The organism is Pseudomonas protegens (genome assembly GCF_003363755.1).
GTDB classification, from domain to species: domain Bacteria; phylum Pseudomonadota; class Gammaproteobacteria; order Pseudomonadales; family Pseudomonadaceae; genus Aquipseudomonas; species Aquipseudomonas danubii.
The window spans coordinates 177,133-192,325 of the sequence record NZ_CP031396.1; the positions used below are offsets into that span (position 1 = coordinate 177,133).

Sequence of the window (15,193 nt, forward strand, 5' to 3'; positions counted from 1 at the left end):
ATTCGTGCTAGACCGACGCAGCTCACCCCTGGGTGATGGAACCTGCCTGCTCTTGATAGCCTTTGCGTAGTTTCTCCGCGATCAGCTTTTCTGCTTCACGCAAAGCGCGTTCGGGACTGTCGAGGGACTTGATCAGGGTCTGGCCCTTGGTGCCGATGCGGCCGAAATTCACCGTCACCTCAGACTCGGCGACGCCGATACGCCAGAACTTGTTGGAATTGCCCTCACCAAAGGTGAACTCGCGCATCAAGGGTGTCGCTTCAGTGGTGACTGGCGGCTGGGCTTGGATCTCGATGGTTTCCTCTGGCTGTTGCGGTTCTGGAAGTGCAACGGCTTCCTCGCCCCTGAGTAACGCTTCGATGCGATTGAGCACCTCTTCTTGGTCGCGCAGCCAGTCATTACTGAGCACGTCGATGATCTTCCAACCAAAGCTGCGCAGCACCGTCGGGCGGAAAATGTAGCGCTCACGTACGTCAGGGGCGGCCGCGGTATCACTGTCCAGCAGTACGCCGAGGCTGAAGTGTTCACCACTGGCGTCACTGATCGCGAGGTCGCAACGGAACTGCGAACGTCCGACATATTCCTGAACCGAATGCCCGCGCTTTCGCAACGCGGCAGCGAGGGCACCGCGCAGGTGATCCTTGGGCAGGCTGACGGCAAAGGACTGCTTGGCGCCTGGATTGAGGTTGGCGAGGATACCCTGGGAGCGCGGCGCATCCCCGCTGGCGCTGGCCTGGGCGAACTGCAGGAACGCGCGCAGTGCGGCGGCACCATCGTTGTGGGTGTTGGTGATGGCTTCGGACTCAATGCTGGAGACAATCGCCATGCGCTTGCGGGCGCGACTGAAGATCACATTGAGGCGTTTTTCCCCACCACGCTGGTTGATCGGGCCGAAGTTCATCAGCATCTTGCCGTTCGGTCCTGGCGCGTAACAGATGCTCAGGATGATCACATCACGCTCATCCCCCTGGACGTTTTCCAGGTTCTTGACGAACAGGCCATTGAATTGCCCGGCATCTTCACGCACGTACTCGCGCTCAAGCCGTGTGGCAAAGGCCGAGTCGCCGCTGGCCAAGTCTTCCAGGGCCTGCTCGATGGCGCCTTGCTGGGCCTCGGAAAAGGCCACGATACCCAGGCTCAGACCCGTTTCCCGTTGCAGCAGCTCCCGTACCAGGTTGGCGATGTACCGCGCTTCGGCCAGGTTGCTGCGGCTGAGGTAGACACCGTCGGTCATCTTCAAGAAGCTGATCGGGCTGTCCTGCAGCGCGTCGGCGCCGCGGATGACGGCCTGGGCGTCCGTGGAGTCCAGTGCGGTTTGGGCCGGGGCAGGGCGCTCGATACGACGGTCGGGAATGGTGATCAGCCGGCCTTCGTAGAATGCCGCGTTAGAAAAGCTGATCAAGGCTTCGTGGCGGCTGCGGTAGTGCCAGGCCAGGAGGGTTGCCGGCAAGTTTCGCGCGGCTTGGCTCAGCAGGCTGTCGGCATCAAGGTTGATTGCGATCTGCTCACCATCCTCCATGGCAATCAGTTCGTTGTCGTCCTGGTCGCCGGCACTGGAGAAGAAGTTGGTCGGTGGCAATTGCATCTCGTCACCGACCACAATCACCTGCTGCGCACGGCTCAGTGCCGGCACGGCTTCTTCGCTGGGGATCTGACTGGCTTCGTCGAAAATCACCACGTCAAACAGGTCCGGGGTCAAAGGCAGGGTGTCGGACACCGACAGCGGGCTCATCAACCAGATGGGCTTGAGGTCGTTGATCACGCGGCCACTGTCGCCACTCGCCATTTCGCGAATGGAGCGATAGCGCATGGTCTTGCCCAGTTCATGTTCCAGTTCACGTCGGCCTTTGGCGTAGGCTTTCTTGAACTCCCGGGCCTGGGCGTCGAGTTGAGTCACCGACATCGCCGATTGCTTCACATGCTCCAGAAAACGTTGGTGCAACGTGGCGCTAAGCACCTGCGCGTTGCTTTTGAGCAGGTTGCATTCAGCCTGGCTGACCTCGCGCGCGGCCAGACTCAAGGCCGGGCCGTCGAAGCGCGCCAGCTGCGGATTGGCGCGGTACAGGCGGGTCAGGTTTTCCTGGGCAATCAAACCGTCCAGTGCGCGTTGCGCCAAGGCGTACTGTTGCACGACCGCCAGGCAGACAGGATCGGCTTGGTGCAGCTCATTGAGCAGGGGCAGGGTGTCGGGCAGCTCGTCGAGTTCTTCACGCAGATCGCGCAGGTACTCGGCCAACTCGACCAGGCTCAGCGCCGGGTCGAACACACAATGTTGCGCGACCAGCTCGGCCAAGCGCGCCACCGGCTGGCGCAGGCTGGCTTCCTGGCGTACACCGGACAGAGCGTCGGGATCACCCCGCAGGCCCTCAACCCATTGGCGCAACAGCGGTGATGCGCTCAGTTGCTGGAGCAAGGCTTGCAGGTTGTGCAGGAACAGGTCGACATCCGGGATGCCGTAACGCGCTTGCAAGCGTTGCTGCTCGGCGTGCAGCTCGGCAGTGACGCGATGCTCGCGGGCCAGGTTGTCTAGCACGCTCCCGAAGCTGGGTCGAATCGCGTGCTGACTGAAGTCGTAGCGTCGTTGCAATTCACCGCGCAGCCGCCACCAGGCCGGTTGCAGCCAACGCAGCAGCGAGCCTTCCAGCCGCTGTACCAGATCGATGGCAGCCTGGGTGTCCTGGGGCGCGAGTTTTTCACGCCAGTGGTGGGTGGATTCACGGGCGTTGTGTTGCTGTACGGCCAGTGCGTGCAGCGCGGCCTGCTCGGCGTGCAGCGTTTGGGCGCCGGATGAGCCCGGTTCCAGCAGGTCGAGGTGCGCTGCCAGGTTGGCGCTGGTCAATTGTTCGGCGGCCTGGGTCAGCACGCACGCATCCGCCAGGCGGGTGTCCCCGGACAACAGGCTCGACGATGACTCCAAAAACTGCTCGACGCTGTCCATCAGCCCACTGGCTTCATCCAGGAACACCTTGAGTTGGCCGTAGGCATGTTCGTGGGTAATCAGGCTTGAGGCCAAATGGCTGAAAGGATGACGTGCGAAGCTGTCGAGGCCGAAACGTTCTTTGATCGCCTGATACACGCGCCCCGTCAGCTCGCTTTGTGCCTGCCACTGACGCCATTCGGGTAAACGTTCCAAGGCTTCGGGGGGCAGCTTGGCAGCAACGGGCGGCAGTTCGATCAGATGCCGTACCAGCTCGCGTACCGAACATGCCAAGGACTCCGGCGCCCCACGCATTGCCTGTTCAAAGCGCTCGATCAACCCCAGCTGTTGACTCAGGCCAGCCAGCAAGGCGTCGCGCCGGGCTTGCAATTGCGACGACTGCGCATCACCGGCGATCCAGCGCTCATAGCACTCGCGCAGGTTGCTCACGAAGGCCTTCTTGTCGGTCTGGGAATCGTGGATCAGGCAGCACAACTCACCCAGTTGACTTTGTTGCAGGCGATGGAACACAACGTCCAGCGCTGCACGCTTTTCACAGACAAACAGCACGCGCAGGCCACGAGCGGCGTAGTCCGCGATCAGGTTGGTGATGGTCTGGGATTTGCCGGTGCCTGGCGGTCCCTGGATGATGAAGTTACGCCCGGTACGGGCCAGGCTGACGGCAGCATTCTGCGTGGCGTCGCCCGCCACCACGTTCCACTGCTCGGACAACGGGGTCGGCTCGGGGGCCTGGACCTCGACGTCCCGAGGCTCGATGGAGAACATCCGGTCAAAGGCTTCGTTCTGCGCCGGTTCGTCGATCAATTGCGCATAGTCACGCACCAGCGACATCTTTCGATAATTGAAGTTGGCCAGGGTCACCTGGGTCAGGTCTATGTCCCAGGCGTAGCGATGCCCCTGGTTCTCGGGCATGGCGAAGGTGCTGTTTTCGGCGCTGCTGGCAACCATCTGAGGGTGTTGGTTGCGCAGAACGGGCTTGGCGCCTATGGCCAGGCGCAGCGGCAACTCGCTGGGCAGCACCTTTTGCTGGAACAACTGCAGACCCAGCGGACGGAAATCTTCGCGGTCGTAGCTGAAATCCGGCTTCACCAAAGGCGTCGACATGCGCTGGCGGGCACGACGGCGCTGGAAGTGGTGCAGATGCTGCACGGCTTTTTGGTGGATCAGTTCGATTTGCGGTTTGCTTTGCAGGTGTAACTCGACGCCGGGTTCGGTCAGTTTGATCTGGCGCGCAATATCGGCGTGGATGTCTTCCACCGAAGTCTTTTGCAGGTCGACGGTTTCCGGCAACTGGATGTCGTAGAGCTGACGCAATTGATGACGCAGTACCGGGTTGAATTCGGCCTCGGTTTCGTCGCACTGCAACACGAACTGGTCACGCACCCCTTTTTTGCGACTCAACTCTACCGGCAACCACAGCAGCGGGGTGACGATGCGTTCTTCCGGCGTGTCCTTGAGGTTGTGCCAGCGCATGAACGCCACCACCAGGCGAAGGTTGCTGAAGCCGAATTCGGCGCGGTCGCGACGGGTTTCCTGGATGATGCGCTCCAGCGACGCCTGCAGCCAGGTCTGGTCTTCGAACCGTAGCCATTGCTGCAGGCCGACAGGTTTGCCGCCCAGCACTTGTTCGCAGAATCCGCCGAAGGTGGGTTGCCAGGTACACAGCGCTTCGGGCCGGATACTTTCAATGCGCATCACCAACGGAACGCTGGCCACGGTCAAGTTGACGCTGGTCTGGGTCGGCCGGAAATACAGCAGGCGATTGCGACGCGAAAGGTCAAACAAGCGGTTGCGCAGATGTTCCAGCACCACAGTGCGTCGCGAAGCCGGGCCTTCGGCCTGGGCCAACACACGCTCGACATCCAGGCTGGCCGGCTGTTCGCGCCAGGACTCCAAGCGGCGTGCCAGCGAGCCCACATCAGTGGCGCGCTCATGGCGGTTGAGCTCGGTCATCTCGACGATCAAGTTGGCCAGCACCGGGTTGAGCCGGCCATTGAGCTGGAACAGGTTGCGCCGGTGCGCGGCAAACGACTTGAGGTCGTTGATGTCGGCAAAATCCAAGCCGCAGGCCAGGCACGCGAGCAACTGACCGAGCTGGAAAATATCGGTGATTTCGTCGTGATGCCCGAGCCGATGTTCCCAACTGTGCAAGTCCGTGAGGAACACCGGATGGTTGATGGGCTGCTGCGGGTCTTCCTGGACTTGCAGGTCGGTAATGGCCACGCCGGTTTCCGAATCCCGGGTCAGGCGGACCTTGCCGACGATATTCAGCGCCGACTCTGGATTGGGCTGCACCTGCCTGATCGCCTCCAGCGCCAGGCGCGGCGACTGGCCGTCGGGGTGGCGCAGTTGCAGGGTGCGTTCCGGGCCTAGCACCACATCCAGGTAACTGAGCTGGGCGACATGCCCCCGCTCATGCAATTGCGCCACCTGGCGCAGCAGCGGCAGCGCCAGGAACAGCACATCGTCGATGGACACGGCGGCGCCATCGTGACTCTGCAGCAATTGAGCGAAGTTCAGCGGTTGAGTTATTGGGTCCATGTGTCGACCTCCGCCTTGAGCGCACGAACAATCGGGTCGAGCTCACGTTTGGGGAATTTGATATCGCGCTTGAGCACGTTGATGAAGTCGTCGGCGCTGCCGAGTTTTTTCGCCGTGCGCGCGGCATGCAGCAAGGCTTCATCCCGCAGGTCACGGTCGACCAGGCACAGGTCGAGCATGATGTAGTGCAGGTATTCGTGAATGCTCGCGTCGATGCGCTCGGCATTCAGCGTGCCGAGGTCCAGCGGTGTTTCAGGCGCCTTCCAGTCGGGAAAGAAGCCGCGCACCTGATTGAGCACCGCCTCGGACTGCAACACCGTGTTGCCGATGAAGCGGGCGATGAAGCCGCGGGTGAGGGCGGTCAACTCGACCTGGTCGGTCACGTCCAGACGGTTGAGCGACAAGGGCCCGCGCAATCGGCGGTGCAGCCAGGCGTCGGTATCCGGGAGCTGTCGCCACCAGCTTTCCACCGCTTGGGAACGCAGAAAAGTCTCCGGATGGGAAACGCCCTGGGACAACGGCGCATCCTTGCCATCCAGTTCACGGGCCTGCTGCAGATAGCTGGCGGCATCGACGCTGAGAATCCCGGTGTGGACCTTGACCAGCGAGGTGATGGAGGCTTGCGCACAGCCAGCCGCCAGCGCCGCCCCGCGGTCGGCGTAGATTTCGGTGTGCAGGCTATATAAACGTGCGGTCTGTTCCAGGCTCGCAGGCGTATACACATCGGCCATCGCGTGATTGAGAATCCGCTCGGCGGTGAGGTAATCGCCCTCGTGCTCCGACCACAAGCGGTAATGCGCCAGTTCATGCCCCAGCAACGCCAGCAGCTCCTGAGCATCGAGCCGTTCAAGGATCGGCCCGTAGAACACCACATGCACCTCACCGGCCAGGTAATACAGGCTGGCATTCATGGTGCCATCGCCGGCCTGGTAGAGGGTCGCGGGGGCCTCGATCTGCAGGCGTTGCAACGCCGTCTCACAGGCCTGATAGGCCTGCGAGTGAGTTTCCGGGCTCAGGCGATAGGTGTCTCGCAGCAATTGGGCGCGCACATCCTGGGCGTGTTCCTGCTGAACGCCCAGCGACGAGGCCCAAGCCCACACCGCAGGTTCACTGGTTTTCAGGTAGTCGACCACCTGCTGGTGGTAAGGCAGTGGCGTCAGGCTGGCGATATCCAGCGCGGGGGTACTCATCGTTCAAACATCCTTGAGGATACGGCTCCATGAGCTGCGCCTGCGCAGCAGAGGCTTGGGCTGGCATCCCGGTATCAGTGATCAGCAATAAAAAGCGGAGCATACCTAGGGGTTGCTGAAATTACTTGTGAAAGTGCATAACCCTTTCGATCGACGCAAAAGCTGCTCCAGCTCATGGCGCCCAGTGGCCCGATTCGCTTGAATACGCGCCCGCATCGCCTGGCCAAACAAGAGGGCTGCCGGAGCGCAACCAAACACAAGAACGCAATACTTCGAAAGGACTCGGCATGTCGTTATCGCGCTGTCTATCTGGCCTGTCCAACTTGTTGCACTACCGCCGCGAATGGTTTCGCGCCGACCTGCGGGCCGGGTTGTCCGTGGCGGCTATCCAGATCCCGATCGCCATCGCCTATGCGCAGATTGTCGGCCTGCCGCCACAGTACGGGCTCTACGCCTGTGTGCTGCCGATGATTGTCTATGCCTTGATCGGCAGCTCGCGGCAACTGATGGTCGGCCCCGATGCTGCCACTTGCGCCATGCTCGGCGGGGCCGTGGCGCCTTTGGCCATGGGCGACCTGCAGCGTACCGTCGAATTGTCGATGATCGTCACCGTGCTGGTGGGCCTGATGCTGATTGCCGCCGGGATCGCCCGAGCGGGTTTTATCGCCAGCTTCTTCTCGCGGCCGATCCTCATCGGTTACCTCAACGGCATCGGTCTGAGCCTGATCGCCGGGCAAATGGGCAAGGTGGTGGGCTTCAAGATCGAAGGCGACGGCTTCATTCTGGGATTGGCGGACTTTCTCCAGCGGCTGGGGGAGATCCATGGCCTGACCCTGGCCGTTGGCCTGGCCAGCCTGGGCCTGTTGATCTGGCTGCCGCGACGCTACCCGCGGCTGCCGGCAGCGCTGCTGACGGTGGCGCTGTTCACCTTGCTGGCCGGGCTCTTGGGCTTCGACCGCTTCGGGGTGGCGATCCTCGGCCCTGTGCCGGCCGGGATTCCCGAATTGTCCTGGCCCAAGACCAGCCTGGAGGAAAGCAAGAGCCTGCTGCGCGACGCGCTGGGCATCGCCACCGTGAGTTTTTGCAGCGCCATGCTCACTGCCCGCAGCTTCGCGGCGCGCCATGGCTACGCGATCAACGCCAACCATGAATTCATCGCCCTGGGCCTGAGCAACCTGGCGGCCGGAGCCTCCCAGGGCTTTGCCATCAGCGGCGCGGATTCGCGTACCGCGGTCAATGACATGGCCGGAGGCAAGAGCCAGTTGGTGGGCATCATCGCCGCCCTGGCGATTGCGCTGATTCTGCTGTTTTTCACCGCGCCCATGGCGTGGATTCCGCAGCCGGCCCTGGGCGCGGTGCTGTTGATGGCGGGCTGGGGCCTGCTCGACGTCAAGTCCCTGAAGCAAATCTACCGCCTGAGCCACTTCGAGTTCTGGCTGTGCCTGCTGACCACTGTCAGCGTGCTGGGCCTGGGCGTGCTGCCGGGCATCATCTTCGCCGTGACCCTGGCCATCCTGCGCCTGCTGTACAGCATCTACCAACCCACCGACGCGGTGCTGGGCTGGATGCCGGGCATCGAAGGCCAGGTGGACATCCGCCAGTACCCGCAAGCCCACACCGTGCCGGGCCTGGTGGTGTATCGCTTCGACGACGCGATCCTGTTCTTCAACGCCGACTACTTCAAGATGCGCCTGCTCGACACCGTGCAGCGCGAGAGCCAGCCCGAGGTGGTGCTGTTCAATGCCGAGGCGGTGACCGATATCGATGTCAGCGGCATCGCGGTGCTGCGGGAAATCCGCGAAACCCTGGCCGCCCAGGGCATCTACTTCGCGATCGCCCGTGCTCGCGGTACTTTCCTGACGATGCTGGAACGCTCGGGGATGACCCGGGAAATGGACCGCCAGTTGCTGTTCAGTTCGGTGCGTTCGGGGATCAGGGCCTACCGCATATGGCGCAACAGCATGCGCGGCAAGCAGTGAAGCAGAGGAGGGTGGCCGGCAGGGAGCGACCCCGCCGGCGCTTGACCGAAGTTCAGCCGAGCCGGCACGGCCTTACTGGGTGATGGTCATGCTGCTGGTGGCCTGGACCGAGCCGTAGCGGATGCGCGGATAAGTCGGATCGGCGTAGCTGAAATCCATCACCGTGCCGACGGAGCCGAAGTACAGGGCCTGGCAACTGAAGTTCACCGCCACCTGGCCGCCGTAAGGGGTGACCCCGATGGCGACCTGGGTCGGCCCGGTCCATTCGATCTTGCACCCCAGCGTGCCGCCTGCTGCGCCGGCGTTGTATCCGCGACAGTTCAAGGTGGCGTTGCCGTTGCTGGTATTGGGAAAGCCTGCCCATTTGGCGATGGCCAGGTTGGCCGAGCAGGACGTGTTGACGCTGCTGGCGCCTGGGGCGAGCTTGTAGACCCCGGACGGTGGCGCAAGCGTTGCCGTGACGGGCGTCAATGGCAGGGCGGCAAGGCTCGATGCCGCCTGGTTTTCCACCACGGTGGTGGGCGACGGCGGGAGCTTGCACACCACCACGGCGCCGACGTCGTCGGACTTCTTCAACTCACCCAGCGCCGTGATATCGGCGCCGCCCTTCGACTCGCAGAAGAGTTTGCGTAACTGGGCTTTTTCTTCGCTGTCCGATGTGGACGAGGCCTGGGCCAAAGGTGCAAGGGCCAGGCCAATGACGCCAGCCATCAGCACGCTTGAAAGTTTCATGATCGATTCCTTATCGAGGTTATGACTGGCTGCACCCTATGAGCACCAGGCGGTTTTTTTCATGACAAAAGCTCGGGTGTTGCGCGCAAACAGGGCCGCTGGAGTTTTGCCCTTTCGGGACTTGACCTGATGCCGCTATCTGCTGTTGAATGCGCGCCCTAAAGCCTCTGCAACCTTTTCTCCAAGTGGTGAAGCCAGTGCCCTACGCCAGCCAACACGCCTGATACCGACGACGGTCCATCCTGCCTGATGGCTGCCCGTGCCTATGCGCGGCGGCGCTTGATTGCCATGCCTGCCTGATCCTGTCGTTGGTTTTTCTCTGTTTTCGAGGACAAACCCATGCACATGGATATTCGTGCCACCGCGCACAACCTGGAACTGCTCAAATACCCCCGCACGCCCCATCTGCAAGGCTCGCGCCTGCAAGATGGCGACACTGACACTGGCCAGGTGCGCTATGCCGCTCTAGCCGGGCAGTGGTTGGTGGTGGAAGAAAAACTCGATGGCGCCAACGCCGGCATCAGCTTTAGCGCAAGCGGCGAGTTGCGCCTGCAATCTCGCGGTCACTACCTCACCGGCGGTGGGCGCGAGCGCCAGTTCAATCTGTTCAAGCAGTGGGCCGTGGCTCACGAACACTGGTTGCTGGAGCGCCTGGAAGATCGCTTCGTGCTGTATGGCGAATGGCTGCACAAGAAGCACTCGGTGTTCTACGACCGCTTGCCACATTATTTCTGCGAGTTCGATGTGTGGGACCGCGCCACAGGGCTGTTCCTCTCCACCGCGGCGCGCCGGTGCCTGCTCGAAGGAGGGCCGGTGCTGTCGGTGCCGGTGCTGTACGAAGGCCCGGCGCCGCGCCGGCATGCCGAGCTGATGGCGCTGGTGGGCGATTCGCTGGCCAAGACCGAGCGCTGGCGCGAGGTGTTCGAGCAGGTGGTGCGCCGCGAAGGCCTCGACCTGGCCCGTGCCTGGCGCCAGTGCGACCGTTCCAGCCGCATGGAAGGCCTGTATCTGAAGCTCGAGGACGAGCAGCAGACCCTCGGCCGGCTCAAGTGGGTACGCCAGGACTTCGTCCAGGCCATCATTGATGCCGACCAGCACCATGCCAACCAACCCTTCATCCCCAATCAACTGGCCGACGGCGTCGACCTCTATGCCCCGCGCCTGTCCATGGACTGGCAGGGCCCACGCCAAGGCTATTGAAGGAGCATCCCGATATGGATATTCGACAACTGCAACAACTGGTCCCCGAGCCGGGGCGCGATATGGATGCCGCCGCCTGCCTGGCGGCCATCCCGGCCCTGGCGCGCCTGGCCGATACACCGCAAGACCCGACCTACCACGCCGAGGGCGATGTGTGGATTCATACCCGTCTGGTGGTCGAAGCCTTGCTGGCGCAACCCGCCTACCAGCAGGCCAGCGCCGAGCAGCGCTTTGTGCTGTTCTTCGCTGCCCTGTTGCACGATATCGCCAAGCCCGACACCACGGTGATCGACCCGGATACCGGACGTATCGGCCAGCCCGGTCATTCACGCCGGGGCGCGGTGGATGCGCGGCTGCTGTTGTGGCGCGCCGGTGTGCCGTTCGAGTTGCGCGAGCAGATCTGCCGCATCATCGCCGTGCACCAGGTGCCGTTCTTCGCCCTGCAGGGTGATCGCAGCGGCCGCAGCGCTGAGTTCCTGTTGCACAAACTGTCCTGGGAACTGCCGCTGTGGATGCTCTGTGCCGTGGCCGAGGCCGATATGCAGGGTCGCGACTACGCCGGCAAGGCCGATGTACTGGACGCCATCGAACTGTGGCGCGAACTGGCGCGGGAGGAGGGCTGCCTGCACGGGCCACGGGCCTTTGTCGACGACTACACACGCATTCAGTACCTGCGTGGCGCCCGGGTACATCCCGACTACCCGCTGCACCCGCCGCAGGGCTCGTCGGTGGTGATGCTCTCGGGCCTGCCGGCCAGCGGCAAGGATACCTGGACCGCGCAACATTACCCGGAGCTGCCGGTGGTGTCGTTCGACGACGCGCGCCAGGCCCTGGGCCTGCGCCACGGACAGAACGAAGGCGCCGCTGCGCATTACGCCATCGACCGGGCCAAGGCCTTGTTGCGCGAGCACAAACCCTTTGTGTGGAACTCCACGCACCTGTCGGCGCAGATGCGCAACCGCACCCTGGACTTGCTCTACGGCTACGGCGCCGAGGTGGAAATTCTTTACCTGGAACGGCCCGAGGACGAGATCATGCGGCGCAACCAGAAGCGCGACACCTCACTGCGCAACGAAGATATCCGCCGCATGTTGTTCAAGTGGGAAGTGCCGCTGCCGACCGAGGCGCATCGGGTGGTTTATCAGGCGGTGACGGGGTGAGTGGCACTTACGTTCCTAATATAAGTTCGCTCTTCATTAAAAGCTTTCAAAGTTCTATAGCAGGGCAAAAGAAAACAAATTAATGACTTAACAAGTACGGATGGAGCCCCTCCTGAAAATGAAGCTTACAGATATCTACAGTAAAATAATCAGCGAAGAACCGTACAACGACATGGATGTATTCTTCGAAAGCTATGAAAGCTTTGAAGAAATTCCACTTGCGTCAAGATACAGTCGCTTAAAGCTCTTGAAGGATGAGCTGGGCGACAGCGGGGCTTCTAACTTTCTGACAGGGCTCGCTGTGTTTCTTTTGAATACTTTAAGATTGTTAGAAGTATCTAGAAGTGAAAGTTTGTTTTTTGCCGTGACCTTTACAGACTTTGCGGGGTTGGAGGAACAAGGCATTCTCATACCTAATATATTTATTTATCCAAAGCCGGCCTCAGTCGGTTTTTTGGAAAAAATACGAGAAAATAATGGAGATCTTGAGTCATGGGAGTTGCAGGAAGTAAAAAGGTATTTTTCCAACAGCGGGGTAGAAACTGCTTTTGACTTTTATGAAAGTAGATTTCATGACGCCGTCTGCTCAGAGGAATCTGTAAGGGTCTTCGCTGTTCCCAGGACTTATTGAGTGCAAAGAACTTGTCACGATGATCGACACGCTGAACTGCGTCGTCTGCAAGCAGAACTCAAGCGCGTCACTGAAGGCCGCCGCGTACTTGGTTGTCTGATCCGCAATCTGCACGCGCTAAAGACGATCAGCGATTACTGGGTTTGATCAAGCATTCCTGGCTGGAGAGCGGCGGCGTTTATGGCTATCGCAAAATCCATGACGATCTGCGCGAGGTCGGTGAGGATTGTGGTCATCATCGTGTGGCGATGGCGGTTTGGAGGCGTAAACCTAAGCAAGAGGTGATAGTCGCCGAGGCAACTACATCGAGATGTTCTACAACGTAAAACGTCGGCATGGCTTCAACGATCAGCTGTCGCCGGGGGAGTTTGAAAGCGTTACGCAATGAGTTTGCAAGGTGTCTAGAGAATCCGGGGCGATTCAGTGGCATATTATTTAACATAATATACATTATGCGAATGATGCTGTGCGCGACTGGGGGCTCTCTTGGTGAGATTTCGAGCCTGGCACAGGATTCGATCACTCTGCAGCAACTTGTACCTGGATCTCATTAAAGCGTGAGTCAAAGAGGCTCGGGACACCTGACGACAACTCCGTCGCGGTTGGCTTATCCGAGCAAGTCATGAGAATCTACACTCGCAAACCACAGCTACCCATAATTGAGGTCATGGATGAAATTCAAGTTGTCCTTCACGCGCACCAACAAATCAGACTCAATGGAAATGGATATTTTCACACTTGAAGTCGATGCTCATGTTGAGCCAAAACGAATCGCTGATTTTGATCAAGGCACAGCTTCAGTCAGCTTTGGATACCCAGGAATCACCGAGGAATACAGTATTGTCAGTCCACCCACCCAGGATGACCTAGTAGTTTTGGAGCTGGCCGGCAAACCTATTTTCAGACTTTGGCAGCGAGATTCGGATGATTTGAGCATTGGTGCACCGCTTACGGTGAGCCAAGGCGAATTCGACCAGAGTCAGGGCCGTGTTACCCGACGAACCTGGTGATACACGCGAAATAAGGATGGAGAGGCCATGAGTTCTGGCCCCTTCGCCTCCGTATATATTCATATATATTTAATTCAACTAAATGGTGATTTAGTTGAGTTAATCCTGTGTCCTCTTTCCCATGCCCCCTCGTCTCGCACCTGCCAGCTTAGTTGCGGTTTCGCTCTATCCGTGGGTGTCAACGCAGAACTCGGGAGTGTCCAACTATTTTGTATTAACAGTGATAACAAAACGCTATTAGAGGCCTTGCTCCTCGAACTCGCATTCAGGCCAAGAGCCTTTAAGTTATGCGGTCTACAGCGCTAAACGCGGTGTGTCCGGAGCATCGCCAGAGGGTCAAAAACGCCTTTCGAACGCTGGGTCAGCGACCTCGACAGACCAGGAAGCACACCTAGACTCTCACCCGGTTCAGCCAGCTGAATCATGCCCAACACACGAAAAGGATATTCAACATGAACGCCTTCACCTCGGTAAACACCGTCACCACCCCCCTGACCATCAACAGCCAGTCCACCGCGACCTACAACGGCGACCCCAACCAGACCACCAAAGTGACCTTCAGCTATCAGAACAACCTGCTGTGGGCCACCCAGGTCAACAACACCGCAACTGTCCAGACTCTCAGCGCCGACTCCTCCGCCGGTCCGGTCATCCTGCGCAAGGGTGCCCAGGTCAAGCTGCAGAACGTGGGCTCGGCGTTCAGCATCCTGTTCACCGGGGAGATCGTCGACAGCGGCTCGGAAACGCCGTTCAACAACACCAACATCGGGACCTTCACCCTGTCGTGATCGACTCGGGCTCCCTGACCGGAGCCCATTTGCGAGGCCGGCAACGCCGGCTTCGCTTCATGCAATACGGGACATGGACGGTACCCTCGCGTGACCAGGCAACGGATGCTCTACACCCGGATTCTCTGGGCAACCCTCGGCGCGATCCTGGCGACTGCAGCGTGGTTGATGACCACCGGCAGCCGTGCGCCAGTGGTGTCCAGCAACGGCCACGAGCAAGTCCTTTCCAGCACCGATGCCACCTCGCCCGCCGCGGATTGCGTCGACCTCTCGCCCTCCTCCTCTGCCGCCCCCGGCGAACCTTGCGTACCGGGTCCGGTGCTGCTGCCCGGGATGAAGGTCAATCGCCAGGTCGGTCCGGTGATGTTCGTGCTGGTGGTGGACAGCCACGAAGCCCGGGTCAATGCCCAGGTTTCCCTGGGCAACGCCGCCCTGACCGGCTTGAACATGACCGCCGCCGCTCCCACCGCCGACTTCGATCTGGCCAACGGCGATGGCCAGCGGGTCTGGGGCAGCCTGGGCGCCTTTTTCTGCGCACCACCCAACACTTCGCACCTGCTGGCCGACTTCACCATCGAGAACCTGCGCGACAGCGGCAAATCCGTGACCCAGGCCTATCGTGGCGACCTGATCCGCTGGCAGAGCCCGACCACCAGTGTCCTGGCCCGCTACCGCCAGCCCTTGCTGCCGGACCTGCAGGTGACCGTGGAACTGCTGGACCCTTACAAGGCCGACAGCAGCAACGCGCTGACCGCCCAGGTGAGCTTCTATTACGCCAGCGATCTGATCGACCGCTACACCCTCATGGCCACCGCCACCCCGGTGAGCCTGCGACAGTCCAGCGTCGGACCGGTGCGCATCGAGGGCGGACTCCTGGACTTTCGTCCCGCCACCCAGGAGCAGCAAGGGCAGCTCAGCCTGGATGGCACTTTCCAGTCCGGTCACAACCCACCGAACCACTACGTCGGCAGTGTCGCCGACTGGTCGTGGATCCGTGGCCGCGCCGACAATTGCAGGGGATAGA

General features: G+C 60.8%; 10 protein-coding genes and 1 pseudogene. 8 read left to right on the top strand and 3 right to left on the bottom strand.

All coding sequences use genetic code 11. From position 1 onward, the window contains the following. Window positions 1-22 precede the first annotated feature (22 nt). Window positions 23-5,479 (bottom strand): WGR domain-containing protein, encoded by a 5,457-nt coding sequence (locus DWF74_RS00695; RefSeq protein WP_115580043.1) that lies wholly within the window; start codon window positions 5,477-5,479, stop codon window positions 23-25. Beyond that, entirely contained in the window at window positions 5,467-6,669 is a 1,203-nt protein-coding gene (locus DWF74_RS00700) for a M48 family metalloprotease (RefSeq protein WP_102865023.1), read from the bottom strand. The genes DWF74_RS00695 and DWF74_RS00700 overlap by 13 nt, the downstream gene beginning before the upstream one ends. A 287-nt stretch (window positions 6,670-6,956) precedes the next feature. Here DWF74_RS00700 and DWF74_RS00705 point away from each other — a divergent pair, with 287 nt between their 5' ends. Then, on the top strand, window positions 6,957-8,648 hold the full coding sequence (locus DWF74_RS00705) for a SulP family inorganic anion transporter (protein ID WP_115580044.1): 1,692 nt from the start codon (window positions 6,957-6,959) through the stop codon (window positions 8,646-8,648). A gap of 72 nt (window positions 8,649-8,720) precedes the next feature. On the opposite strand, the gene DWF74_RS00710 is transcribed toward DWF74_RS00705, so the two are convergent. Further along, entirely contained in the window at window positions 8,721-9,380 is a 660-nt protein-coding gene (locus DWF74_RS00710; protein WP_102865021.1) for a hypothetical protein, read from the bottom strand. Window positions 9,381-9,719: 339 nt separating this feature from the next. On the opposite strand from DWF74_RS00710, the gene DWF74_RS00715 reads away from it, so the two are divergent. The 7 genes and pseudogenes from DWF74_RS00715 to DWF74_RS00745 all read left to right on the top strand — a co-directional run bounded on the left by DWF74_RS00715 (window position 9,720) and on the right by DWF74_RS00745 (window position 15,192). Continuing rightward, window positions 9,720-10,580 carry an RNA ligase family protein gene (locus DWF74_RS00715; RefSeq protein ID WP_115580045.1) on the top strand — a complete coding sequence of 287 codons (861 nt, stop codon included), beginning with the start codon at window positions 9,720-9,722 and terminating at the stop codon, window positions 10,578-10,580. Between the two features lie 14 nt (window positions 10,581-10,594). Further along, entirely contained in the window at window positions 10,595-11,740 is a 1,146-nt protein-coding gene (locus DWF74_RS00720; RefSeq protein WP_115580046.1) for an AAA family ATPase, read from the top strand. A 118-nt stretch (window positions 11,741-11,858) separates the two neighbouring features. Next, window positions 11,859-12,371, top strand: coding sequence for an Imm15 family immunity protein (locus tag DWF74_RS00725; RefSeq protein ID WP_240321999.1), 513 nt, complete (start codon window positions 11,859-11,861; stop codon window positions 12,369-12,371). Window positions 12,372-12,460: 89 nt separating this feature from the next. Continuing rightward, window positions 12,461-12,619 (top strand): annotated as a pseudogene (locus DWF74_RS30595) (IS3 family transposase); the annotation flags it as partial. A 423-nt stretch (window positions 12,620-13,042) separates the two neighbouring features. Next, the gene (locus DWF74_RS00735) at window positions 13,043-13,381 is read left to right on the top strand and encodes a hypothetical protein (RefSeq protein ID WP_115580048.1); all 339 of its coding nucleotides are present in this window, start codon (window positions 13,043-13,045) and stop codon (window positions 13,379-13,381) included. A gap of 452 nt (window positions 13,382-13,833) precedes the next feature. Next, window positions 13,834-14,169: a hypothetical protein gene (locus DWF74_RS00740; protein ID WP_102865014.1), complete on the top strand. Its 336-nt coding sequence runs from the start codon at window positions 13,834-13,836 to the stop codon at window positions 14,167-14,169. A 90-nt stretch (window positions 14,170-14,259) separates the two neighbouring features. Continuing rightward, window positions 14,260-15,192: a hypothetical protein gene (locus DWF74_RS00745; protein ID WP_162884048.1), complete on the top strand. Its 933-nt coding sequence runs from the start codon at window positions 14,260-14,262 to the stop codon at window positions 15,190-15,192. The last annotated feature ends 1 nt before the right edge of the window (window position 15,193 follow it).